This is a genomic window from Rhizobium sp. GW821-FHT14E12, from assembly GCF_058803745.1.
This window is the reverse complement of sequence record NZ_JBXAPH010000001.1, coordinates 1,112,459-1,133,853: the sequence shown is the minus strand read 5'-3', so window position 1 is coordinate 1,133,853 and position 21,395 is coordinate 1,112,459. Positions and strand designations below refer to the sequence as shown.

Below are 21,395 nucleotides of genomic sequence, written 5' to 3'. Positions count from 1 at the left end.
CCAGCAAGGTCAGTGCGGTGAACGGGCGGTGTCGAAGATTGGCAGAAAAAGAAGATCAGCGGTGGTACTGGATCAGGATATCTGACCGCGAAGGTGCGACTTATGCGGCAAGAATGAGCGGACTGCCGATCTTCCTCGCCGGACTTTCTACGACCACTCTGGCCTTGGCCAATGGTTCCTGGGACAATGGTCCGATAACCCCGCTCCTGACCATTGCACTTGGTTTATTTATCGCCGCCGTTGGTTGGCGCATTCGCGCCGGCGCCTTCCACGTCATACCGATAGTCATGCCTTTGTATCTGATCAATTTGGCCGTAAACGTTCTGCTTTTCCCAATATTGGGTTCGGCGCTCGCCGTCCTATACATGTTGCTGGCTATCGCCGGCATTCGCGGCTGGTGGTGGCTGAGGCGCAACCCCGCCTAGGGTCGCGCCACTTCGCCAATATTGACCGAACTTCCGCGCGATAGCAGGGCACCGGAGTCGGTCGTTACTCCGCCGCCTGCTGCGCCATCGGGTTGTTCGGATGGGTCGTCCAGTTGGCGTAGTTCGGGTCGACGATCTTGCCGGTGCGCTTGTCGAGGCTGCCGGCCGGCAGTTCCTCCATGGTGATGCAGTTTTCGACCGGGCAGACGCTGACGCAGAGATTGCAGCCGACGCATTCCTCGTCCATCACCTCGAAATGCCGCGCGCCGTCGACCATGTTGGTGATCGCCTGGTGCGAGGTATCCTCGCAGGCGATGTAGCAACGGCCGCACTTGATGCAGGCGTCCTGGTCGATCTTGGCCTTGGCGATGTAGTTGAGGTTCAGATACTGCCAGTCGGAGACATTCGGCACGGCGCGGCCGATGATGTCGTCGAGATTGCGGTGACCCTTTTCGTCCATCCAGTCGGAGAGGCCGGTGATCATCTCCTGAACGATCTTGAAGCCGTAGGTCATCGCCGCTGTGCAGACCTGCACATTGCCGGAGCCGAGCGCCATGAATTCGGCCGCGTCACGCCAGGTGGTGATACCGCCGATGCCGGAGATCGGCAGGCCGTAGGTTTCCGGATCACGAGCGATCTCGGCCACCATGTTGAGCGCGATCGGCTTGACTGCCGGGCCACAGTAACCGCCATGACTGCCCTTGCCGCCGACCGTCGGGTTCGGCGCGAAATTGTCAAGATCGACGGAGACGATCGAGTTGATCGTGTTGATCAGCGACACGGCATCGGTACCGCCGGCCTTGGCGGCGCGGGCGGGCTTGCGGATGTCAGAGATATTCGGCGTCAGCTTGGTGATGACGGGCATGCGGGTATATTGCTTGCACCAGCGCACGACCATTTCGATATATTCCGGCACCTGTCCGACCGCAGCACCCATGCCGCGCTCCGACATGCCGTGCGGACAGCCGAAATTGAGTTCGATGCCGTCAGCGCCGGTTTCCTCCACCAGCGGCAAGATCGCCTTCCAGGCATCCTCGACACAAGGGACCATGATCGAGGCGATGAGGGCGCGGTCCGGCCAGTTCATCTTCACCTGCTTCATTTCGCGCAGGTTGGTATAGAGGTCGCGGTCAGTGATCAGCTCGATATTGTTCAAGCCGAGCAGGCGGCGGTCGGCACCCCAGATCGCGCCGTAGCGCGGGCCGTTGACGTTGACGACCGGCGGGCCTTCCTCGCCGAGCGTCTTCCAGACGACACCGCCCCAGCCGGCCTTGAAGGCGCGCTCGACATTGTAGGCCTTGTCGGTCGGCGGCGCGGAGGCGAGCCAGAACGGGTTCGGGGATTTGATGCCGACGAAATTATTGCGGAGATCAGCCATATCGATTTCTCCTTCAAGCGACGGCGGCGTTCGGTTGCACAGAGGCAGCGAGCGCGTGGTTGATGGATTCGGCCGCGTCACGGCCCTGTGCGACGGCTGACACCGTCAGGTCGTCGCCGCCGAGCACGCAGTCGCCGCCGGCCCAGACATGCTCGAGCGAGGTGCGGCCTTCGCTGTCGATGGCGATGCGGCCGGCTTCCATGCGCAATGCGCCGAGGCCGGAGGCTTCGAAGGTCTGGCCGATGGCCTTGAAGATCTGGTCGGCGGCGATGACGCCGATATCGCCGGTGCCGGTGAGCTTGCCGTCTCGCAGTTCGGTGTATTCCACCTCGATGCCGGCGACCTTGCCGTCCTTGTCGAGAATGCGCTTCGGCGCCAGCCAATGGCGGATCATGACGCCCTTGGAAGCGGCGAGATCCTGCTCGTACTCGGAAGCATTCATGTGCTCCTTGCCGCGGCGATAACAGATCGTCACCTCTTCGGCGCCGAGCAGTTTTGCCTGCACGGCGGCGTCGATAGCGGTCATGCCGCCGCCGAGAACGACGACGCGGCGGCCGATGGCGATATCCGCCTTGTCGCCCGCCTGGCGCAGATCGGCGATATAGGCGACAGCATCCGCGACGCCGTCGAGATCCTCGCCTTCGGCGCGCAGCGCATTGACGCCGGCAAGGCCGAGGCCGAGGAAGACGGCATCATATTGCGAGGCGATATCGGCAAGGCTGAAATCGCGGCCGAGCGCCTGGCCGTTCTTCACCTCGATGCCGCCGATCGACAGCACGTAATCGACTTCCTTCTGCGCGAAATCGTCGACGGCCTTGTAGGTGGCGATGCCGTATTCGTTGAGGCCTCCGGCCTTTTCACGGGCGTCGAAGATTACGACCTCGTGGCCCTTCACCGCAAGGCGATGGGCACAGGCAAGGCCGGCGGGACCGGCGCCGACGACGGCGATCTTTTTGCCGCTCGACGCGGCGCGGGCGTAGAACTGCTTGTTCTCGGCCATGGCTATGTCGGTCGCGTAGCGTTGCAGCCGGCCGATTTCGACCGGGCGCTCTTCGGCAGTATTGCGGACGCAATCCTGCTCGCAGAGCTGTTCGGTGGGACAGACGCGGGCGCACATGCCGCCCAGAATGTTCTGGTCGAAGATGGTCTTGGCCGAGCCGATCGGATTGCCCGTCGAGATCTGGCGGATGAACAGCGGAATGTCGATGGAGGTGGGACAGGCCGTCATGCACGGCGCGTCGTAGCAGAAATAACAGCGGTCGGCAGCGACCAGCGCCTCGTGATCGTTCAGGCGCGGATGAAGATCGGAGAAGTTCGCATCATATTCGGCAGGCGTCAGCCGGCCCTTATGAATCCCTGTTTCCAGTCGTCCCATTGACGTTCCCTCTTATAGTAAACGGCCAGTGGAACAAACGGTAACTCAGGATAAAAAATTTATCAAACGGTAAAATTTTGGATTTCGCTTTTATCGAAATAGAATTTTTCGTCTCTACCGCACAGTGCTGAACCTGGCCGGAGAGCCTCTACTAAGGGTATGTTTTGTATTTTGTATTCTTGCGTTGCTGATCGGTGAAAGATCAAGAAACTTAACTGTAATAGTCCAGAATTATGGAGAAGTTCTCAAACTGTGCGACGGCTGTCGTTGACGCTCTGTCGAGATGGCGATGGCCGCATGAGAAGAAAATCAAAATTTTTTTGAGAAAGATGGGAACCAAGCCCCCGGCGTCGTCGTTTAGAGAATGCTTGGTGATGAGTGCATCGATAGATGCACGCCCCCAACATCGTTACCGGGCAACTACTCACGGTCCCCTCCCGATGAGTGAAAAGCAGCCAGTGCGCCGCCCTCGCACTGGCTGTTTTCATTTGTCGTCCTCACGCGCGCCGCTCAGCGGCGGCGGAGGATTTCGTATTCGGTTTCCGGGATGGTCAGGCGATAGCCGATGCTGTCGTCGCCGATGGAGAAATCGGCGCGACCGTTCATGGAGCTCGGCACCACGCGCTCAAGCACGGTGCGGCTGAAGCTGTTATCCTCGAACTCATGATCGGCGGGGAAATAGAAGCGTTCCGACCAGGCGACTTCGATCGCTTTCTTGCCGTCGAGTTCGGATTCCCTGCAATTCAGCGTGATGCTCGTGGCGCCGGCCGAAATGGCGCCGTGCGAGGCGGAATTGACGATCAGTTCGTGCAGGGCAAGGCCGAGATGCACGGCGGCATTCGGCGTCAGATGCGCGTTGATCCCGTAGATCGGCATGGGTACGCCGGCATCGGGCCAGTAGGGGGCGAATTGCTTTTCGGCGAGTTCGAACAGATAGGCGCCGCGCCAGCTGGAATCGGTGATCAGGTCCTGGGAATTCGACAGCGATTGCAGGCGGCCGCGGAACTTGATCAGGAAGTTTTCGATCGTCAGCGTATGGCGCGCCGTCTGCGTGGCGATGCCCTGGATGATCGCCAGAAGGTTCTTGGAGCGATGCGACAGCTCGCGCAGCAGCGATTTCAGGACCTTTTCGCGGTGGCGCGTCTCGGTGACCTCGGAGATGACGGAGAGCAGGCCCTGCGGCTTGCGTCCGCCTATGCGCTCGATCTTCAGCTCGTAGACGCGCACGCCGTCGCCGGTTGGGAGCTCTACTTCCGCGCTGGCGGGCTTGCCGCTTTCCAGCACGCCGCGCTTTAGCTGCAGCAGGTGCGCGCCGTCCTTCTCGCCGAAGAGGTGCAGGTCGGTCCCGCCGATGATCAGGGATGGTTTCAGGTGGTCGGGCAGGTTTTCGGCATAGCGGATCGCAAGGGTCGTATCCTGAAAGAGGATCGAGATGCCGGCGCTTCCGAGCGCCCGCTCCATCATAGCGGCCTTGCCTTCAAAACTCAAAGGCGCGCCGGACAATGGTTCAGTCGTATTCACCGGTTTGCCTTTCACTCGAATTTCGAGAACCCCGCCGACAGGGCATTCTCGGCCGGAAGAACTCAGCCCGGTCCATACAATCACTCGCCATAACAGTCGGTAAAGCGTCCCTTAGCAGCCGGAACGTTCGGTTGCCATCTTTGTTCCGCGACAGGGTGTCGAATCGAGTCAGGCAGCCACCTTTGTGGTTTCGTTGAAGAAAAGCGCCTGGCTGATCAGGGCTTTCACCATGTCCGGATTGAACGGCTTGGTGACGAGGAAGGTCGGCTCGGGGCGTTCGCCGGTCAACAGACGCTCCGGGAAAGCGGTGATGAAGATGACCGGAATGTTCGATGTCTTGAGGATGTCGTTGACGGCGTCGATGCCGGAGCTGCCGTCGGCAAGCTGGATGTCGGCAAGCACCATGCTGGGCTTGGTGGCATTGTGCAGGGCGACAGCTTCCGCATGGGTGCGGGCGATGCCGGTCACGCGATGCCCGAGGCTTTCCACCATCTGCTCGATATCCATCGCGATCAGCGGCTCGTCCTCGATGATCATGATATCGGTGGCAACCTGGCGCGAAATCTCCTGCGACGCCTTGTCGAGCAGGCTCATGGCTTCGGTTTCCGATACTTCAAGAATGTTGGCGATCTCGCCGAGGCGGAAGTTTTCGACGGAGGCAAGAAGGAAGGCCTGACGGGCGATCGGCGACACCTTTGCAAGGTTTATCGAAGCACGCTGCTCCCAGGCATAGGGCGAGGTCGGTTCGGGGATCTGGATCGCCGTGGAACCGAAGAGCTTGGTGAAGAGTTTATAAAGGGCGACGCGATCGTTGGATGTTTCCGGAAAGATGGAAAGATCGCTGATGATCGCTTCCAGGACCGCCGCGACATAGGCGTCTCCCGAAGTCTGTGTCCCGGTCAACGCGCGGGAGTAGCGGCGCAAGTACGGAAGATGCGGCGCAATGCGTGTGGAAAGTGTCATTAATGGCTCCCGCCTTTTAATCAATTCTTAATTGAAACACAGCCTCCGAGCTGCAATGATAAAGAAACGCCAGTTTGGTAAAAAAGTTCCTCTGCACCGGAACTTTTTTTAGGCAATGGCATTACCCTGCGAACGAACAGTAGGTTTCATCCTCCTCCGATTTCGGATTGAAGCGGACGTGAACGAGGCAGACTGGTCATCCGGACCAGGGCATATAGGCGCACCCGACCCATGAACGTGAGAAAATGCGGAAGCGAGCAGGCCAAATGACCACCCAAAATCAAGAGGAAGCGGACCGGAGCCGCGCTGATCTGCGCGCTGCCGACATCCTCGATCCCAACAATCAGATCGGCAACCGGCTGCGCTCCTTCTATGCCGCGGTGCAGGATGAAGCTATCCCCGATCGCTTTCTCGACCTGCTCGAGAAACTGGATCAGGTTGAGCGCTTGGCTTCCGCAAAAGTCTCCGATTGAGGGGAAGCATCATGGAACAGCAACCGAGCTTCAAGCGCGAACTCCTGGCTGCCCTGCCGAGCCTCCGTGCCTTCGCCATTTCGCTCACCGGTCGTCACGACCGTGCCGATGATCTCGTGCAGGACACGATCATGAAGGCTTGGGCGAAGCAGGATCATTTCGAGATGGGCACTAACATGAAGGCCTGGCTCTTCACCATCCTGCGCAACGAACTTTACAGCCAGATGCGCAAGAGTGGCCGCGAGGTGCAGGACAGCGATGGCCTGTTCACCGAATCGATGGCGACGCATCCTTCCCAATATGGTGCACTCGACCTGCAGGATTTCCGCAAGGCACTGGATCAGTTGCCGCCCGATCAGCGCGAAGCCATCATCCTCGTCGGCGCTTCCGGTTTTTCCTATGAGGAAGCCGCCGAGATCTGCGGTTGCGCCGTCGGCACCATCAAGAGCCGCGTCAACCGTGCCCGCCAGCGGCTGCAGGAAGTGCTGCAGATTTCAGGCGAAGCGGATTTCGGCCCGGACGCCACGTCCGCGCCGCTGACCTCCAAGGCGTTTGCCTTCTGAGAATGCAATCAGCCCGCACGATCACTCATGATGGTGCGGGCTGATCATTTTATGCGTTTGCGCGTAGTCGCGAACCCTGTCGATCGGCTGGGCCGCCGCTCAATCATCCCGTTTCTTCGTTCCAAGCAGGTTGCCGAACACCAAAGCCGTGGCGATGGCGGCGGTCAGCAGCGGCTGGGTCTTTGCAAGGCCAAGTGCTGCAACGGCCATGGTCTCCAGGGAGGCGCGGCGTTCACGGGCACGGCGCTCCTCCTGCTTGTTGAGGATCGCCATGATGACCAGGACGATCAGTCCGAGCAGCAACGCGCCTGCGGCGATCAGCAGCGCAGAGGCGGCGGCACCGTAGATGGTGGCAAGCCAGATGGCGGCGGCCACCAATGCGAAGCCATAGGCCGTGAGAAGAAGGATCGCGGCGATGGCGACGAAAATACCGTTGCGCTTGGTGCGCGCAACGGTACGGTTCAGTGTGCCTGACATTAACAGGCCGAGGATTGGAGCGAGCATCGCGGCTCCTTAGCGGCGGGACAGAAGCAGGGCGATCGCCAGACCGAAGACGGCCGCGGCCCCGATGGTTGCGACCGGATGCTGCCGGACGGTCCTGCGCATTTCGCGAGACCCCTTGGCGTAGCCTCGCTGCAACTCATGCAGTAGGTCTTCGCCGCGCGCCGTCAGGTCTTCCAAGCCGGTTTCGGCGCGGGCGCGTACCTTCTGACTCTGTTTGGTGCCGCTTTCACCGATGATCTTGGCAAAGGAAGCGATTTCGCTGCGCAGATGTTCGATCTGATCTTCGATGCTGCTTTCGATGTCGTTCAGGCTGCCATTACGCTTGGCTTTCGCCGATTGAAGGATGGATGTGGCCATGGTCTTTCTCCCTTGCATCGTTTGCGTCTTTGCCCTGGCGTCCGGAACGACGCGCTGGCTGTTGCGATGACCGAATGCTGCAAGACATGTTGCGCCGTCAGGCGCGCAGAAAATCGATCCGGGTCACCTGTCAACAACGCGGCGATGCAACGAAAGGTTCCAGATGATACAACGAAGAGGAGATCAGTCGGCAAGCGCGCTGTGGGCGAGGACGAAGGGAGCGCCGTCGCTGGGAACGCGGTTAACCCGTAACGCACAGCCGAAAACATCCAGCAGATGCCGGTCTGTCAGCACCTCGGCGACCGGGCCTGCCGCCGCCAATCGCCCATTCTTGAGCAGCACCATCTGGTCGGCGAAAAGCGCGGTAAGGTTGAGATCGTGCATCACCGCGATGACACCGCCGCCGCGCTGACAGAATTGCCGGGCAAGAGTCATGATCGTTAGTTGGTGGCTGATGTCGAGGCTGGAGACAGGCTCGTCAAGCAGCAGCCAACAGGGCTCGCCGTCGACAATGGGCTCCGGGATCTGGCAGAGCACCCGCGCGAGCTGGACGCGCTGTTGTTCGCCACCGGAAAGCTCCTGATAGAAGCGCCCCTCGAAGCCTGTGAGATCGACGGAGGCAAGCGCATCGGCGGCGATACGATCTGCCTGTTCGGGATGGCGGTTGCGTCCGGTCGTCAGCCCCATGCGGACGATTTCGCGGACGGTGAAGGGAAAGGAGATGGTGTTTGCCTGTGGCAGCACGCCCCTCGTTTCCGCCAGTTGCCACGGCTGGAGGCTGCCGATCTCTGCTGCATTAAGGCGCACCGAGCCCTGATAAGCAAGTTCGCCGGAAATGGCCTTTATAGTCGTCGTCTTGCCGGAACCGTTCGGTCCGCAGATTGCGGTCAGTGCGCCGGGTTCGGCAATGAAGGAGACGTCGTGCACGACTGTCTTGCCGGCGAGCCGGACGGAAAGGTTCGAGACGTCGATCATCGGGAACTCACAGGCTGAGGCGCGAGCGCTGGCGAAGCAGCATCCACAGGAAGAACGGCCCGCCGACGCTGGCGGTGATGATGCCGATCGGCAGTTCGGCCGGCGAGACGATGGTGCGGGCAACCACATCGGCGATGATCAGCAGGGAGCCGCCGAGCAGCGCCGAGGCCGGCAATAGGAAACGGTGGTCCGGGCCGATCGCCATGCGCAGGATATGCGGCACGATGATGCCGATGAAGCCGATGCCGCCGCTGACCGCGACGGAGGCGCCGACCGCGGCGGCGACGCTGATGATTGCGGTATTCTTCAAGCGCTGGACGGCGATGCCCATGTGGAAGGCGGCGGCTTCGCCGAGCGTCAGGGCGTTGAGACCGCGCGCCATGAACGGCAATGGCAGCATGGCAAGGACAATGATCGGACCGGCTGCGGCGATCTTGTCCCAGGTTGAACCGGCCAGCGAGCCCATGCTCCAGAAGGTGAGGTCGCGCAATTGCCGGTCATCGGCCATGTAGATCAAGAGGCCGGTTGCAGCCAGCGTCAGCGAGCCGATGGCGATGCCGGCGAGAAGCATGGTGGCGATCGACGTCTGCCCATGCCGCGTCGCCACCTTGTAGAGGATGATCGTCGTGACGAGGCCGCCGACGAAGGCGGCGATCGGCAGGGCGAAGATGCCGAAAAGCTGGGCGACCGGCGCGAGGATGCCGGCGCCAAGCACGATCATCCCGACCGCGCCGAGGCTGGCGCCGGCCGAAATGCCGATCAGGCCCGGATCGGCCAGCGGATTGCGAAACAGGCCCTGCATGACCGCGCCGGAGACGGCGAGCCCGCCGCCGATCAGGAAGCCGAGGATGGCGCGGGGCAGGCGGATGTCGAAGATGATGATGCGGTCACGGCTGCTGAGCGCACTGTCCGTTCCATTGCCGATCATGGTGGCGATGACATCGACGATCGACGCATTCGACGCGCCCATGGTGATCGAGAAGGCGAAAGCGAGGAAGGAGGCGACGACGAGGCCAGCGAGGACGAGGACGGCGAGCAGGGTGCGGTCACCCTCGCGACGGCGCGTCGTTGCGTGCGACATGTGCTTCAGCTCCGCCATGACCTCGCTGAGCGCCATGTCAGCCTCCGTAGATCGCCGCGTTCAGCTCGCGCACGGCGCTGGCGGTGCGAGGTCCGAAGCCCAGGAGATGCAGGCCGTCCATGCGGATGATCGCCTTGTGACTGGCGGCGGGCGTCAGCGAAATCGCCGGCTGCTTCAACAGGTCCTCGTCCTTCATCGACAGCGGGCCTTCGCGATCCATGATCAGGATGACGTCAGGCTTGGCCTCGATGATGGCTTCGTCCGTCAGCGGCTTGTATCCGGAGAAGCTGTCGACCGCGTTGATCGCGCCGGCAAGCTTGATGATGCCGCTCGCGGCGGTGTTGTCGCCGGAGGCGAGGATCTTGCCGTTCTGGTTGCTCAGAATGAAGAGTACGCGCTTGCGCTCGGCTTCCGGACGCTTTTCTGAATTGGCGATGGCGGCATCGAGGTCGGCGGCAACCTTGCCTTCCAGCGCCCTTGCCTTGTCCGGCACGCCGAGCAGCGAACCGACGACGTCGATCTTCTTCAGGATGCCGTCACGATCGTAGGTCTGCGGTACGGTTTCGAAGGGCAGGCTGGCGTTGCGCAGCACGGCCAGCGCCTCCGGCGGGCCGGAACCTTCGACGGCGATGATGGCCGTCGGATTGACGGCAAGGATGCCCTCCGGCGACAGCGCGCGCATATAGCCAACGTCGGGTAGCTTGGCCGCGGCTTCCGGATAGTTGCTGGTGGAGTCGCGGGCAATGAGCCGCTTTTCCTCGCCGAGCGCATAGATAATCTCGGTGACATCGCCGCCGACCGAGACAAGTCGCGATGTGTCGATCTTCGGCACCTCTGTCGCATGGGCGCGCTGAACCAGGCTATAGTTGCCCTTGATCGGGCTGACAGGCACCAGCGGCAGGATCATCACCACGGCGGTGAGCGCGATTTCCCACGGCTTGATGCGCTTGATATTGGTCAACATCGTCATGGCTCGATCCTCAGGCGGCGACGCTGGCGTCAGCCCGTGTCAGGTTTTCGATGATGGCGCGCCAGTCGCGGCGCTCGTCGAAGCCTTCCTTCCGCTTGCCGAAGAACTGGATGATCATCTCGCCCTTGGCATTATAGGCCTCGAACGAAGTGACGTGGCCGTCCTTGGTCGGCTTGCGCACGGCCCAGGCTTCCGCGATGTGGTCCTGGCGCAGATGCAGGTGGAAGGTGGGATCCATGACGTTGATCCATGGCCCCATGGTCGCGACGTTGATGATCGGGCCGGAATGGATCTGCACGGTGCCTTCATTGGTGACGAAGCACATGATCGGCAGGCCCTCGCGCACGCAGGCGTGCATCATCTCAGCAACAGCACCTGTCTCGAGCTTCCAGGCGTAGTCATCACCGACGGCGCGGATCGCCGCCTGGCGGCCGATCTTCAGCTTCTTCAGCATGCCGAAGAATTCATGCGTGTCCGTCATGCGGCTCCAATGGTTGCGCAGCTCGTCGCGGCTGATATCGCCGTTGATCGCGCCATTGTCGTAACCGGAGAGGTCTTCGATGAGCTCCTGCGACTGGTCATCGAGGCGAAGTGCCGCGACCATCTGGTGATAGGCCTCGACATTGGAGGCGGGACGCAGATGGACCTTATGCACGGCGTCGCCGGCCTTGTCGAAGAATTGCAGGCTGAGCTTCTGCTGGTCGCCATCCGTCTTGGTGACGGCGAAACCATGCGCCCAGCGCTTCGGGAAGATGCGCAGGTCGATGTTCTCGCCGAGTACGATGGCGGCCTGTACGCCGGACTTGATGTTCTCGTAGATGCCGATCTTCTCGTGCACGGCGCTTTCGTTGCGGGACAGCGCCAGGACTTCGCCCAGCGAGGCGATGTGTTCAAGGAAGCGGTTGGCGTCGGCATCGATGCGAATGGCGGAAATGCCAACTTCGGCGGCAACCAGCGCGGCTTCGGAAACGCTAAGGCGAGCCGCGATATCGCGCTCGCGCATTTTCGAATTCTCGGCGCGGAAGGCGCGGATGGCGGCGGGGGTGGGGCGGGTCGTCTCGGTCATCTGCTATGCCTATTTGTTGAGAATGAGTTTGCCTTGGCGCGTGATCTTCATCCGATAGATGACGCCCTCATGCCTGATCATGATTTCGGTCTGGCCCCGGAAAATATCCGTGCTCTCGACCATTCTAATTTGCTGTGCGGCCACTGGCGGCACCGGCTGTATTGGGGGCTTCTCAGCAATCATCCTGCTTGGTTTTGCCTGAAAATTCATAGGGGACCGAAGGGTTGCTCCGGCCAGATTTAACTTGACTCACATAGTCATGGTTTCATAAAGACGCAATAGAAGACTGTTGGAGTCAAGTTTAAAATTTTAGGTGGTGCACGCGTTGGCATCCAATGCTCGCTTTGCGTTCGCCAAGAGACATTTCGGGAGTGATTGTTGATGCTGACCAAGACGATTTTGGCCGTTGCCGCCGGTGGGCTGTTTGCCATGGCTTCCTGCGTCCCGGCCCTCGCCGAGGATGCGGTCGCGGCGCCGGCTCCTGCAACGGATGCGCAGAAGCTTAACGTCGAACTCAATGCGCTGGCGCCGTCCCAGAAGGGCTGCATGATGACCTTCGTCGCCGAAAACGACCTAGCGACGCCGATCAGCAAGATCTCCTTCGAGCTTGCCTTCTTCAATGACAAGAATGCGGTCGACCGCGTCACTGTTCTCGACTTCCGCGACCTGCCGATCGGCAAGAAGCGGGTGCGGCAATTCGATATGCCCGGCGTGAAGTGCGAAAGCGTCAGCCGCATCATCGTCAACGATACGCCGGTTTGCGATGGCCCGGTGGCAGGCGCCTGCAAGGCCGCCTTGACGACGCGTTCCCAGCTTTCCGTTCCTTTCGAAGGCTGACGCCATGGCACGCCGCTCGGTTCAGGTTTCCATCGATCGCCGCCGCTCCGGCGATGGCTTGAATGATAACTATCCGAGTGTGCTTCCGGGCCACGAACTGGCCGGCCTAGACAACCTGCCGCGTCCGCCGACCGCCGAGGCGGTATCGCACTACAGCCGCTTCACCCAGATCGGCTCCTATCCCGCTCACCCGACCGAGCCCGCGCCGGATGCCTCCGAGCCGCCGGTCATGGATATGTTGTCGGCGGAGAGGGCGCATAAGGTAGCGGCCGCCGGTAAGAAGTCGATTGCTTTTGCCAGTTTGGGGTCCTGCTTCTTCCACGCTCTGGTGATTGCGGCATTGCTGGTGGCGATCGTCGCAACGCCTGAAGAGGCGCAGGAAGAGGCCGGCGACACTGTCAGTGTCGTAATGATTGGCAATTCCGATGCGGACCAGATGGCGGCGGGCGAGGAAAGCCCGCAGCAGCCTCCTGAAGAGGTGACGGCGGAGGCCGTGCAGCCGGAAACGGTACAACCGACGGAAGTCAGGCCGGAGGAGGTGCAGCCAACCGAAGCGGAAGCTGTTCAGCCCACTGAGACGGATGTGCAGCCGGCTGAGATGGCGGAAGCGGTTCAGCCGACCGAGCAGCCACAGGTCCTTGCAACGCAAGCGCCTGCCGAGACGATGGTCGTGCAGCCGGCAGAAACCGTGCAGCCCGTTGAGCCGACGCCTGAAGTCGTCACTCCGGTCGAGAAGCCCGTTCGTCAGGAAAAGCCGAAGGAAGTCGTCAAGAAGCCGGTGCCGAAGATTGCGAAGATGAAGTCCGGTTCGAAAGGTGAGAATCAGCAGGATTCGAAGAAGGGCTCTGTAGAGGGAACCGAGACCGCGCAGTCCGATACGAATTCGCAGACGGCCGCTCGCCGCATGGGCTCAGGTAGCGCAGCCGTTGCAAACTACCCGGGAAAGGTTGGCGCGCGTATTCGCCGCGCTGTCCGCCTGTCGTCGAAATATGAAAAGGGTATAACCGTACGCGTGCGTCTAACGATCGGCGCGAGTGGCGAGCTGACTTCTGTTTCTGTGGTGCGGAGTTCCGGAATCCCGGAATTGGATGAGGCCGTCACCAGCGGCGTTCAGCGCGCTGCACCGTTCCCGTCATTGCCCCCGGAATGGGGCAAGCCGAATTGGACGTTCACGCAAGAGGTTCAGGTGACCGGGCGATAAGCTGGCATCGGCATTTGCGATACGCAGACTATCAATTTCAATCGGTTGGCCATCGCAAACGCTTGATTGCTATGTGCGGAAATATGCTGCATCAAAATATGATAAAAATTCTCAACTTTATACTTTACTCTAAAACTCATGTTTAATATGGTCGCCTTGCGCTCGGCGGAGTCGGGTGCGCAAGAGCAATCAATGAACGGGTGATGTATGGCGCGTAAGGCGAAGAGGGATTTGGGCCGGGATAGTCGCGAGGCGCAAAAGCCGGAGCAGGCACCCGGGAAATCCAGCCTCGATGGGCGCAGTTTCCTGTATGTCGGCGGTCGCGATTGCCAGGTGGCGCATCTGCGCCAGATCGCCAGCAATTTCGGTGCCGAGCTGATCCATCATGATGGCGGCTTGCGCGAGGCGGTGTCGCGCATCGACACAGTGTTGCCGTCCGTCGACTGCGTCTTCTGCCCGATCGACTGTATCAGCCATGATGCCTGCCTGCGGGTGAAGACCGGTTGCAAGAAGTTCGGCAAGGCGTTCATACCCTTGCGCAACGGCAGCAAGTCGAGCCTCGAGCGGGCGCTGACGACGATGAACGAACGAGACGCCGCCCGATGAATGACAAAGGCCCTGACGGGTTCATGATGATCGGCCTGCACAAGCTGGCTGCGCAGAATGGTGATGGCCTCGTGCCGGAACTCTATGAATTGCTGATGCGTCGCGCGGAGGAGCAGCGGCAGACTCCCAACGTGACGGCATTTCCATCCTGGCAGGCACGCCTGCCGGGAGAGCAATCGGATATAGCGCCAGATATTACGGCACGCGATGGCACGAATGTCATTGCCTTTACACCTCAACCGGGCAAAACTGTCGACCGTCGCAAGAAGGTCTGATTGCCCGGGAGATTTGGCCCATGTACATCGCCATGAACCGCTTCAAGGTCGTCATCGGTTCAGAGATTGCTTTCGAAACTATTTGGAAAGACCGTGATTCCCGGCTGGGGGAGGTTCCCGGTTTCGTGGAGTTCCGCCTGCTGCGCGGTTCCATCAATGTCGAGGAGGGCTATACGCTGTTTTCCTCGCACACGATCTGGCGCAGCGAAGAGGATTTCCTCAACTGGACGAAATCCGAGAATTTCCGCGAGGCGCACCGCAATGCCGGCAGCAACAAGGCATTGTACTGGGGGCCGCCAAAGTTCGAGGGATTTAACGTGGTTGCCGGGGTTTGAGATAGGCTGAGGCGTCTCAAGCTCCCGCCGCGGCTTTCCTGAAGAATGCTCCCAGCGCCACAACAACCCATCCCGTCACCATGCCCATTCCTCCGGTCGGCGCGGCCAGGGGGAACAGCGAGCTGCCGAGGAAATGGCGGCTGACGAGATCGCCGGCGAAGATCAGCGTTCCTAATCCGAGCAGGACGGCTGCCACCGGCGCAGTGCGGATGCGGTCATAGCCGGCATAAAGCGCGAGCAGGGCAGGGGCATGCGCCAGGCACATGGTCGAAGCGGAGCCGAGGAAGTGCGTATCGCCGCCATGGGATGCGGCAGCGGCGAGCGCGACACCGGCGGCGCCGAGAGTGCCGGCGATAAACAGGGCGAGTGGACGGATTATCGTGCTGAAGCTCATGTCTTCTCTCATTCCCGGTTCTGCATATGGAAGGCGAGGCGCTCGATGGGCTCCCAGATGATCGCCCACAGCTTTTCGTTCTCGATGGTTTCAGCCATGGCGTGGTGGAAACAGAGCAGCCATTCGTCGCGCTCGGCCGGGCCGATGGCGGCAACGAAATGACGGCTGCGCAGGCGCGGATGGCCGCGCTTCTCGATATAGAGCTGCGGTCCGCCTAGATAGCCGGTCAGATATTCGTAGAATTTTTCGCGGGAGCCTTCGAGGCTCGGTGGATGCACGGCGCGGCAGTTGGCTGCTTCCGGCAGCGTGTCCATCAGATCGTAGAAGCGCGTCGTCAGAGTCCGCACAGTCCGGTCACCGCCGATCGCCTGGTAGAGTGTGATGGTCTCTTCGCTCAAATGCCGGTCCCCGTTCGCTGCGCTCTACATGGCAATTCGCAAGCGGGATCGCAATCGCGGATTCCACTCATGCGGCGTTTCGGCGCTACTCCGCTTTCAGGTGAAAGCTGTCGCTTTCTCCCGGGACGAGCTCGAGTGGCCAGATCATCTGGCGCTTGGTCTTGGGGTAGATATGGCTGTAAGCCGGCATGCTGGAGAGCAGGATCTCGGCCAATTCGACACCGAGTTCGTGCAGGGATGTGCGAAAGCAGGTCAGCGGTGGTTGCAGGAACTTGGCGCGCGGCGCCTCGCGAAAGCCCACGACGGCAATATCGCGCCCCGGAATGATGCCGGCTTCCATCACGCGCTGGTAGAAGCCGATGGCCATCAATTCGTAAATCAGGATTACGGCCGTTGGCTTGTCATCGAGGTGAAGCAATTTGTCGGCGACCTGATAGCCACCCTGTTCGCTCGATTTCGCCCGAATGACCAGGTCCGGATCATAGGTAATGCCGTGCCGCTCCAGCGCGCGTCGATAGCCTTCGACGAAGATGAAGCCGAGGTTGATGTCGCTGGCGGGGGCGCTGATGGCAATGCGACGATGCCCATGCGCCACGAGCCGGTCGACAGCGCAATTGGCGACGCCGTCGAAATCGAGATCGGCCCAGGGATGCTGGCCGATCGAGAGGCTGCGGCCAAGCGCGGCAAAAGGGATCTTCGTTTTCGCGAGCAGATCAAAACGTTTGTCGATGCGCTGTGTCTCGGAAATGATCAGGGCATCGACGATGCGCCTTGCCACCATGCGTTTCAGGTATTCGTAGGGATCTTCATCGTTTGGGCAGGGGAGCATGATCAGATCGAGGTTGTGACGCGCGAACACGCTCTGCAGTCCACCCGTCACGGTCAGAAAGAAATTGTCGCTGTTTTCAACCGTTTCCTTGCTGGACTGGATCATCAGGCCGATGACGTTCGTCGTGCCTTGCCGCAGGCTGCGCCCCGATTGGTTGGCCACATAGCCCAATTGTTCGGCAGCCGCGAGCACGCGCTTGCGCGTCTCTTCGTTGACATCAGGCTTGCCATTCAACGCGCGTGATACTGTGCCGATCGAGATATCGAGGTGGTCTGCGAGCTGACGAATTCCCTTCATCGGCGGGTGTTTTCCTCCATGCGCCATTTTCCATAGTCCTCCTCTATTGACACAGGAAAATCTTTTCGCATAGGATCGTAAACGTTTACGGAATGCGTGTCACGAGGAGTTTGACACCATTCGCTGGAGGAAATCGTGAAACTTAATGCCATTTTGTGCGGGTGCGGAGCTATGTCCAAAGGCTGGCTCAAGGCCATCGCCTCGACGCCGTCGCTTGCCGAAACCATCAAGGTCGTGGGCCTGGTCGATCTCAATCGAGCGACCGCCGAAAACCTTGCGAAAGAGTTCGGTCTCGAAGAGGCCGTCATCGGTTCGGACCTTGCCGAAGTTATTGCGGCGACGAAAGCCGACCTGGTGTTCGACGTCGTCATTCCCGCCGCTCGCTTCGGCGTCGTCTCGACGGCGCTGAAGGCCGGTTGCCATGTTCTCAGCGAAAAGCCGATGGCGACCTCGCTTGAAGAGGGGGCTGCCCTCATCGCTCTCGCCGCCAAGACCGGCAAGGTGCATGCCATCATCCAGAACCGCCGCTTCATCTCCGGCGTGCGCCGCATGCGCCGCTTCGTCGAGGATGGCGCGATCGGTGAGCTCACCGGCATCCATTGCGACTTCTTCCTCGGCCCGCATTTCGGCGGTTTCCGTGAGGAGATGGACAATGTGCTCCTGCTCGACATGGCGATCCACACTTTCGATGCCGCCCGTTTCGTCGCCGGCAAGACGCCGCTTTCGGTCTATTGCGTCGAGAAAAATCCCGCCGGTTCCTGGTACAAGCATGGTGCGTCCGCGCATGCGCTGTTCGAATTTTCCGACGATGTCGTCTTCAGCTATCGCGGCTCCTGGTGCACTGAGGGCAAGCGCACGAGCTGGGAGAGCCAATGGCGGCTCACCGGCAGCAAGGGCATGCTGACCTGGGACGGCGAGGAGCATTTCGAAGCCTCCGTGGCTGGTCATGAACCCGGCCTGCTGCATGGCTTTACCCCGATCGAGGTTCCCGGTCCCAGGCATGATGACGAGACGCATGGGCATGCGAGCGTCATCGCTTCCTTCATCGACGCGGTGAAGACGGGCAAGCGGCCGGAAACCGAAAGCAGCGACAACATCCACAGCCTCGCCATGGTCCTCGGTGCGATCGAAAGCGCCAAGTCCGGCCAGCGGATTGAAATTTAAGCGTAAGGATAGCGAAATCATGACAAATCCCGCAAAAGCCATCCGCATCGGCACGATGATCAAGTCGACCAGCGAGGATGCCGCCAAGGGCATCGCCAAGATCGTCGATCACGGCTTCGAAAGCTTCGAACCCTTCTTCTGGCAAACGACCAACGGCCAGAACCTTGCTGAACTCGGCAAGCGCTGCCTCGACGCCATCGGCGGCCGCGACATCACCATTTCCACGCTCGGCATGTTCGGCAATCCGCTTGAAACCACCGACCTCGACCAGCAGACGTTGCAGGGCTGGAAGGATTGCATCGACAACGCCCATCATTTTGGCGCCACCTGCGTTGCCGGCTTCACCGGCCGTATTCGCAACAAGCCGCTGACTGATAGCCTGCCGCGCTACAGAGAGGTGTGGAGCGAGCTTGCCAAGCGTGCCGCCGACAAAGGCATCAAGATTGCTTTTGAGAACTGCGCCATGGACGGCAACTGGGCGACCGGCGACTGGAACATCGCGCATAATCCGGATGCCTGGGAGCTGATGTTCAACGAGACGCCGGACGACAATATCGGCCTCGAATGGGAACCTTGCCATCAGATGGTCTATCTCATCGAGCCGCTGCCGCAGATCCGCAAATGGGCAAGCAAGATCTTCCACGTTCACGGCAAGGACGCGACGATCCGTTGGGACGTTATCAAGGAGCACGGCATTTTCGGCAAGGAGAAGTTCGTCTTCATGCGCACGCCCGGCTTTGGCGACAGCAACTGGACGGACATTATCTCCGAACTGCGCCTGGCGGGATGGTCGGGTTCGATCGATATCGAAGGCTGGCATGACCCGGTCTATCGCGATGAGTTGGAAATGACTGGCCAGATCCATGGCCTGAACTATCTGAAGCAGAGCCGGGGCGGTGAATTCGTCGAATAGCGCGACCGCACTTTGAATCTGAATCGATTTAAGGTGCGAGTTGTGCGTTAATTCGGCGAACTGGAGCGACGTCCCCGTGCGGCGCTCCAGTGCCGGGACATCGGAATGGAGGAGCATTGCGATGTCCAGGGGTTCGTCTCATCGTCGATGAACGGACGAGGGGCAAAGCAAAGAAGAACGTGTCGACGCGCATCGCGAGCCATGCCGTCGGCCTGATACCGTCACGGTTCGCATGGTGGAGGAAAATATAATGAAAATGCTTTCGAAGCTGGCGATCACCGCCGGCATGTCGCTCTTGTTGGCTGCCGGCGTCGCGCAAGCCCAGAGCAAGACCTTTAACGTCTGGTGGTTCGAACTGCCGGATACTTCGCAGGCCAAGGCATGGACCAAGGCGCTCGAAGAGCTAAAAGCCAAGCATCCCGACGTCACGATCAATTTCGAACAGAAGACCTTCGAGCAATTGCAGAAGGCAGGCAGCCTCATCCTCAATTCGGACCAGGCGCCGGATCTTCTGGAATATAACAAGGGCAATGCCACGGCAGGCCTCGTTGCTTCACAGGGTCTGCTCACGCCGCTCGACGATCAATTCAAGTCGCGGGGCTGGGATAAGATCCTCAACGAAACCAATAGCCAGCTCAGCAAATACGATACGAACGGCATCTATGGCTCCGGTCCGATCATCGGCATTCCCGTCCATGCCGAATTCGTTTCGGTTTTCTATAATATCGACATGTTTCAAGCCAATGGCGTGAAAGTCCCGACCACGCTGGACGAATTCGAAGCCGCTCTCGACGCCTTCAAGCAGAAGGGCATTACGCCGCTTGCCTACGGCACTGTGGATTCCAACGCACAGCACCTGCTCTATACGCTGGCCCTGACGCAGGCCGACGACACCTGGGTAAAGAACTACCAGGGCCTCAAGGCGCCGCTAGACACGAAGCCATTCCTGTTTGCGGCACAGAAGATCGTCGACTGGGTTGGCAAGGGTTACATATCCAAGGATTCGACGGGCCTGAAGGGCACGGGCGGTGCTGACAATCTCTTCTCGTCGGGCAAAGCGCCAATGTTCGTCAGCGGCACCTGGAACAATGGCAACTTCGCCAGCTCGATCAAGAACTTTAAGTGGAGCCAGTTCGTCTTTCCGACCCCGAAGTACAGCACGGCTTCGACCGGCAATCTGTTCATGGTGCCCAAGAGTGCCAAGAACAAGGATCTCTCTTACGAGTTCATCGATCTGATCTTGAGCAAGGAGAACCAGAACCTGCAAGCCAATCTCGGTGGTGTTGCCATCGCTGCCGATCCGGCTACCGTCACCGACGAAGTTGGCAAGCGCAATGTCGAGCTCTTCAACGAGATCTCGAGCAAGGGCGGCCTCGGTTTTTATCCGGACTGGCCGGTTCCTGGCTATTATGAGCTGCTGATCCAGGCGACCACCGGCCTGGTGAACGGCTCGACGACGCCGGAGCAATTCGCCGATCGCCTGAAGAAGGCTTACGACGACGCGCAGGCAGCGCAGTAACCCCTGTACTGGAGTAATTCGCAGCGGCGGGACGGCTTGATGCCGTCTCGCTGTCTCGAACTGGAGGAATGCGATGGAGAAGTCCAAAAACTCCGGCAGGGCGGGGTATTATCTCTATATTCTCCCCGGCATGCTGGGGTTCGCTCTGATCGTGCTTGTCCCCCTGATCGCCAATTTCGCGATCAGCTTCACGACCTGGAAAGGCATCGGAACGCCGAGGTATGTCGGGTTTCAGAACTACGAGAGATTGCTCGTGGATGCCGCGTTCTGGGGATCGATCCAGCACACGCTCCTGTTCATCATTTCGATGACGATCGTGCCGATCATTTTGGGGCTGGTGCTGGCGGCGGTGCTGTTCGATTATATCAGCGCGCAGTTCGGCGAGACCTTGTCGAGCTTCTTCCGCGCCGGCTTTTATCTGCCGCAGATTTTGCCGCTGACCGCGGCCGGCGTGCTGTGGGGATGGATCCTCAATCCGATCGGGATCGTTAACGCGGTCCTGAAAGCGATCGGTCTCGATTTCATGGCGCAGAACTGGCTGGGAGATGCGACCTATGCGCTCTGGGCCGTCTCCGCCGTCATCGTCTGGATCCAGGTCGGCTACTGTCTGGTGGTCTTCATGTCGGGGCTGGCGCGTGTCGATCCCTCGCTCTACGAAGCCGCCGAGCTTGATAATGCGAGCTGGTTCGGCCGCTTTCGTTACATCACGATCCCCATGCTGATGCCGGAGATTTTCGTGGTTGCTCTCACCACACTGATCGCCGCCCTGAAGGTTTTCGCGCCGATCTACGTCCTGACATCCGGCGGGCCGGACAATGCGACGACGGTGCCGTCTTACCTCTCTTACTACCACTTCTTCACCACCAACCGCGTCGGCTATGCGGCGGCGATCGCGACACTGCAAACGGTCGTGACGATCATGCTCGGTATCTTCTTCCTGCGCATGCAATCCAAACAGACAGAGGGAGAGCGCTGA

General features: G+C 60.2%; 26 protein-coding genes. 12 read left to right on the top strand and 14 right to left on the bottom strand.

The annotated features are described in order from the left end of the window. Positions 1–38: 38 nt before the first annotated feature. Positions 39–425 carry a hypothetical protein gene (locus tag AC1RO0_RS05545; RefSeq protein ID WP_498591898.1) on the top strand — a complete coding sequence of 129 codons (387 nt, stop codon included), beginning with the start codon at positions 39–41 and terminating at the stop codon, positions 423–425. 64 nt (positions 426–489) lie between these two features. Here the strand turns inward: AC1RO0_RS05545 and preA are convergent, their stop codons facing one another. From preA to AC1RO0_RS05525, 4 genes are all read right to left on the bottom strand, one after another. Then, on the bottom strand, positions 490–1,803 hold the full coding sequence (gene preA, locus AC1RO0_RS05540; RefSeq protein WP_498591897.1) for an NAD-dependent dihydropyrimidine dehydrogenase subunit PreA: 1,314 nt from the start codon (positions 1,801–1,803) through the stop codon (positions 490–492). Between the two features lie 13 nt (positions 1,804–1,816). Beyond that, entirely contained in the window at positions 1,817–3,178 is a 1,362-nt protein-coding gene (locus AC1RO0_RS05535) for an NAD(P)-dependent oxidoreductase (protein ID WP_498591896.1), read from the bottom strand. Between the two features lie 510 nt (positions 3,179–3,688). Further along, entirely contained in the window at positions 3,689–4,681 is a 993-nt protein-coding gene (locus AC1RO0_RS05530; protein WP_498592385.1) for a sensor histidine kinase, read from the bottom strand. A 186-nt stretch (positions 4,682–4,867) separates the two neighbouring features. After that, positions 4,868–5,662, bottom strand: a complete 795-nt coding sequence (locus AC1RO0_RS05525) for a response regulator (protein WP_498591895.1) — start codon at positions 5,660–5,662, stop codon at positions 4,868–4,870. A gap of 266 nt (positions 5,663–5,928) precedes the next feature. Between AC1RO0_RS05525 and AC1RO0_RS05520 the strand changes: the two genes are divergently transcribed. Both AC1RO0_RS05520 and AC1RO0_RS05515 read left to right on the top strand, forming a co-directional pair. Next, positions 5,929–6,135 carry a NepR family anti-sigma factor gene (locus AC1RO0_RS05520; RefSeq protein ID WP_498591894.1) on the top strand — a complete coding sequence of 69 codons (207 nt, stop codon included), beginning with the start codon at positions 5,929–5,931 and terminating at the stop codon, positions 6,133–6,135. Positions 6,136–6,146: 11 nt separating this feature from the next. Beyond that, positions 6,147–6,698, top strand: a complete 552-nt coding sequence (locus tag AC1RO0_RS05515; RefSeq protein WP_007689879.1) for an RNA polymerase sigma factor — start codon at positions 6,147–6,149, stop codon at positions 6,696–6,698. Between the two features lie 99 nt (positions 6,699–6,797). Here AC1RO0_RS05515 and AC1RO0_RS05510 read toward each other — a convergent pair whose 3' ends face one another. The 7 genes from AC1RO0_RS05510 to hemP form a co-directional block, all read right to left on the bottom strand. Further along, positions 6,798–7,202 carry a hypothetical protein gene (locus AC1RO0_RS05510; protein WP_498591893.1) on the bottom strand — a complete coding sequence of 135 codons (405 nt, stop codon included), beginning with the start codon at positions 7,200–7,202 and terminating at the stop codon, positions 6,798–6,800. A 9-nt stretch (positions 7,203–7,211) separates the two neighbouring features. Then, the gene (locus AC1RO0_RS05505; RefSeq protein ID WP_498591892.1) at positions 7,212–7,559 is read right to left on the bottom strand and encodes an ElaB/YgaM/YqjD family protein; all 348 of its coding nucleotides are present in this window, start codon (positions 7,557–7,559) and stop codon (positions 7,212–7,214) included. A gap of 183 nt (positions 7,560–7,742) precedes the next feature. Then, positions 7,743–8,534 (bottom strand): heme ABC transporter ATP-binding protein, encoded by a 792-nt coding sequence (locus AC1RO0_RS05500; RefSeq protein WP_498591891.1) that lies wholly within the window; start codon positions 8,532–8,534, stop codon positions 7,743–7,745. 7 nt (positions 8,535–8,541) lie between these two features. Further along, complete coding sequence (locus tag AC1RO0_RS05495; protein WP_498591890.1) at positions 8,542–9,651, bottom strand: FecCD family ABC transporter permease; 1,110 nt, start codon at positions 9,649–9,651, stop codon at positions 8,542–8,544. Between the two features lies 1 nt (position 9,652). Then, positions 9,653–10,585: a heme/hemin ABC transporter substrate-binding protein gene (locus AC1RO0_RS05490; protein WP_498591889.1), complete on the bottom strand. Its 933-nt coding sequence runs from the start codon at positions 10,583–10,585 to the stop codon at positions 9,653–9,655. Positions 10,586–10,595: 10 nt separating this feature from the next. Next, positions 10,596–11,651, bottom strand: a complete 1,056-nt coding sequence (locus AC1RO0_RS05485; RefSeq protein WP_498591888.1) for a hemin-degrading factor — start codon at positions 11,649–11,651, stop codon at positions 10,596–10,598. A 9-nt stretch (positions 11,652–11,660) separates the two neighbouring features. Beyond that, positions 11,661–11,834 carry a hemin uptake protein HemP gene (gene hemP / locus AC1RO0_RS05480; RefSeq protein WP_153365876.1) on the bottom strand — a complete coding sequence of 58 codons (174 nt, stop codon included), beginning with the start codon at positions 11,832–11,834 and terminating at the stop codon, positions 11,661–11,663. A gap of 198 nt (positions 11,835–12,032) precedes the next feature. On the opposite strand from hemP, the gene AC1RO0_RS05475 reads away from it, so the two are divergent. The 5 genes from AC1RO0_RS05475 to hmuQ all read left to right on the top strand — a co-directional run bounded on the left by AC1RO0_RS05475 (position 12,033) and on the right by hmuQ (position 14,905). After that, the gene (locus AC1RO0_RS05475) at positions 12,033–12,488 is read left to right on the top strand and encodes a hypothetical protein (RefSeq protein ID WP_498591887.1); all 456 of its coding nucleotides are present in this window, start codon (positions 12,033–12,035) and stop codon (positions 12,486–12,488) included. 4 nt (positions 12,489–12,492) lie between these two features. After that, positions 12,493–13,689, top strand: coding sequence for an energy transducer TonB (locus tag AC1RO0_RS05470; RefSeq protein ID WP_498591886.1), 1,197 nt, complete (start codon positions 12,493–12,495; stop codon positions 13,687–13,689). A gap of 207 nt (positions 13,690–13,896) precedes the next feature. Continuing rightward, complete coding sequence (locus AC1RO0_RS05465; RefSeq protein ID WP_498591885.1) at positions 13,897–14,295, top strand: DUF2325 domain-containing protein; 399 nt, start codon at positions 13,897–13,899, stop codon at positions 14,293–14,295. After that, the gene (locus tag AC1RO0_RS05460; RefSeq protein ID WP_498591884.1) at positions 14,292–14,570 is read left to right on the top strand and encodes a hypothetical protein; all 279 of its coding nucleotides are present in this window, start codon (positions 14,292–14,294) and stop codon (positions 14,568–14,570) included. The genes AC1RO0_RS05465 and AC1RO0_RS05460 overlap by 4 nt, the downstream gene beginning before the upstream one ends. A 20-nt stretch (positions 14,571–14,590) precedes the next feature. Then, entirely contained in the window at positions 14,591–14,905 is a 315-nt protein-coding gene (gene hmuQ / locus AC1RO0_RS05455) for a heme-degrading protein HmuQ (protein ID WP_498591883.1), read from the top strand. Between the two features lie 16 nt (positions 14,906–14,921). On the opposite strand, the gene AC1RO0_RS05450 is transcribed toward hmuQ, so the two are convergent. The 3 genes from AC1RO0_RS05450 to AC1RO0_RS05440 all read right to left on the bottom strand — a co-directional run bounded on the left by AC1RO0_RS05450 (position 14,922) and on the right by AC1RO0_RS05440 (position 16,823). Further along, positions 14,922–15,299 (bottom strand): DUF423 domain-containing protein, encoded by a 378-nt coding sequence (locus AC1RO0_RS05450; protein WP_498591882.1) that lies wholly within the window; start codon positions 15,297–15,299, stop codon positions 14,922–14,924. Positions 15,300–15,307: 8 nt separating this feature from the next. After that, on the bottom strand, positions 15,308–15,697 hold the full coding sequence (locus AC1RO0_RS05445) for a group II truncated hemoglobin (RefSeq protein ID WP_498591881.1): 390 nt from the start codon (positions 15,695–15,697) through the stop codon (positions 15,308–15,310). 85 nt (positions 15,698–15,782) lie between these two features. Further along, positions 15,783–16,823 carry a LacI family DNA-binding transcriptional regulator gene (locus AC1RO0_RS05440; RefSeq protein ID WP_498591880.1) on the bottom strand — a complete coding sequence of 347 codons (1,041 nt, stop codon included), beginning with the start codon at positions 16,821–16,823 and terminating at the stop codon, positions 15,783–15,785. Positions 16,824–16,958: 135 nt separating this feature from the next. Between AC1RO0_RS05440 and AC1RO0_RS05435 the strand changes: the two genes are divergently transcribed. The 4 genes from AC1RO0_RS05435 (at position 16,959) to AC1RO0_RS05420 (ending at position 21,395) form a co-directional block, all read left to right on the top strand. After that, a complete protein-coding gene (locus AC1RO0_RS05435; protein ID WP_498591879.1) occupies positions 16,959–17,987 on the top strand; it encodes a Gfo/Idh/MocA family protein in 1,029 nt (342 codons plus the stop codon). A 19-nt stretch (positions 17,988–18,006) separates the two neighbouring features. Next, positions 18,007–18,900 (top strand): sugar phosphate isomerase/epimerase family protein, encoded by an 894-nt coding sequence (locus AC1RO0_RS05430; protein WP_498591878.1) that lies wholly within the window; start codon positions 18,007–18,009, stop codon positions 18,898–18,900. A 250-nt stretch (positions 18,901–19,150) separates the two neighbouring features. Beyond that, a complete protein-coding gene (locus AC1RO0_RS05425) occupies positions 19,151–20,419 on the top strand; it encodes an ABC transporter substrate-binding protein (protein WP_498591877.1) in 1,269 nt (422 codons plus the stop codon). Between the two features lie 73 nt (positions 20,420–20,492). After that, positions 20,493–21,395 carry a carbohydrate ABC transporter permease gene (locus AC1RO0_RS05420; protein ID WP_498591876.1) on the top strand — a complete coding sequence of 301 codons (903 nt, stop codon included), beginning with the start codon at positions 20,493–20,495 and terminating at the stop codon, positions 21,393–21,395.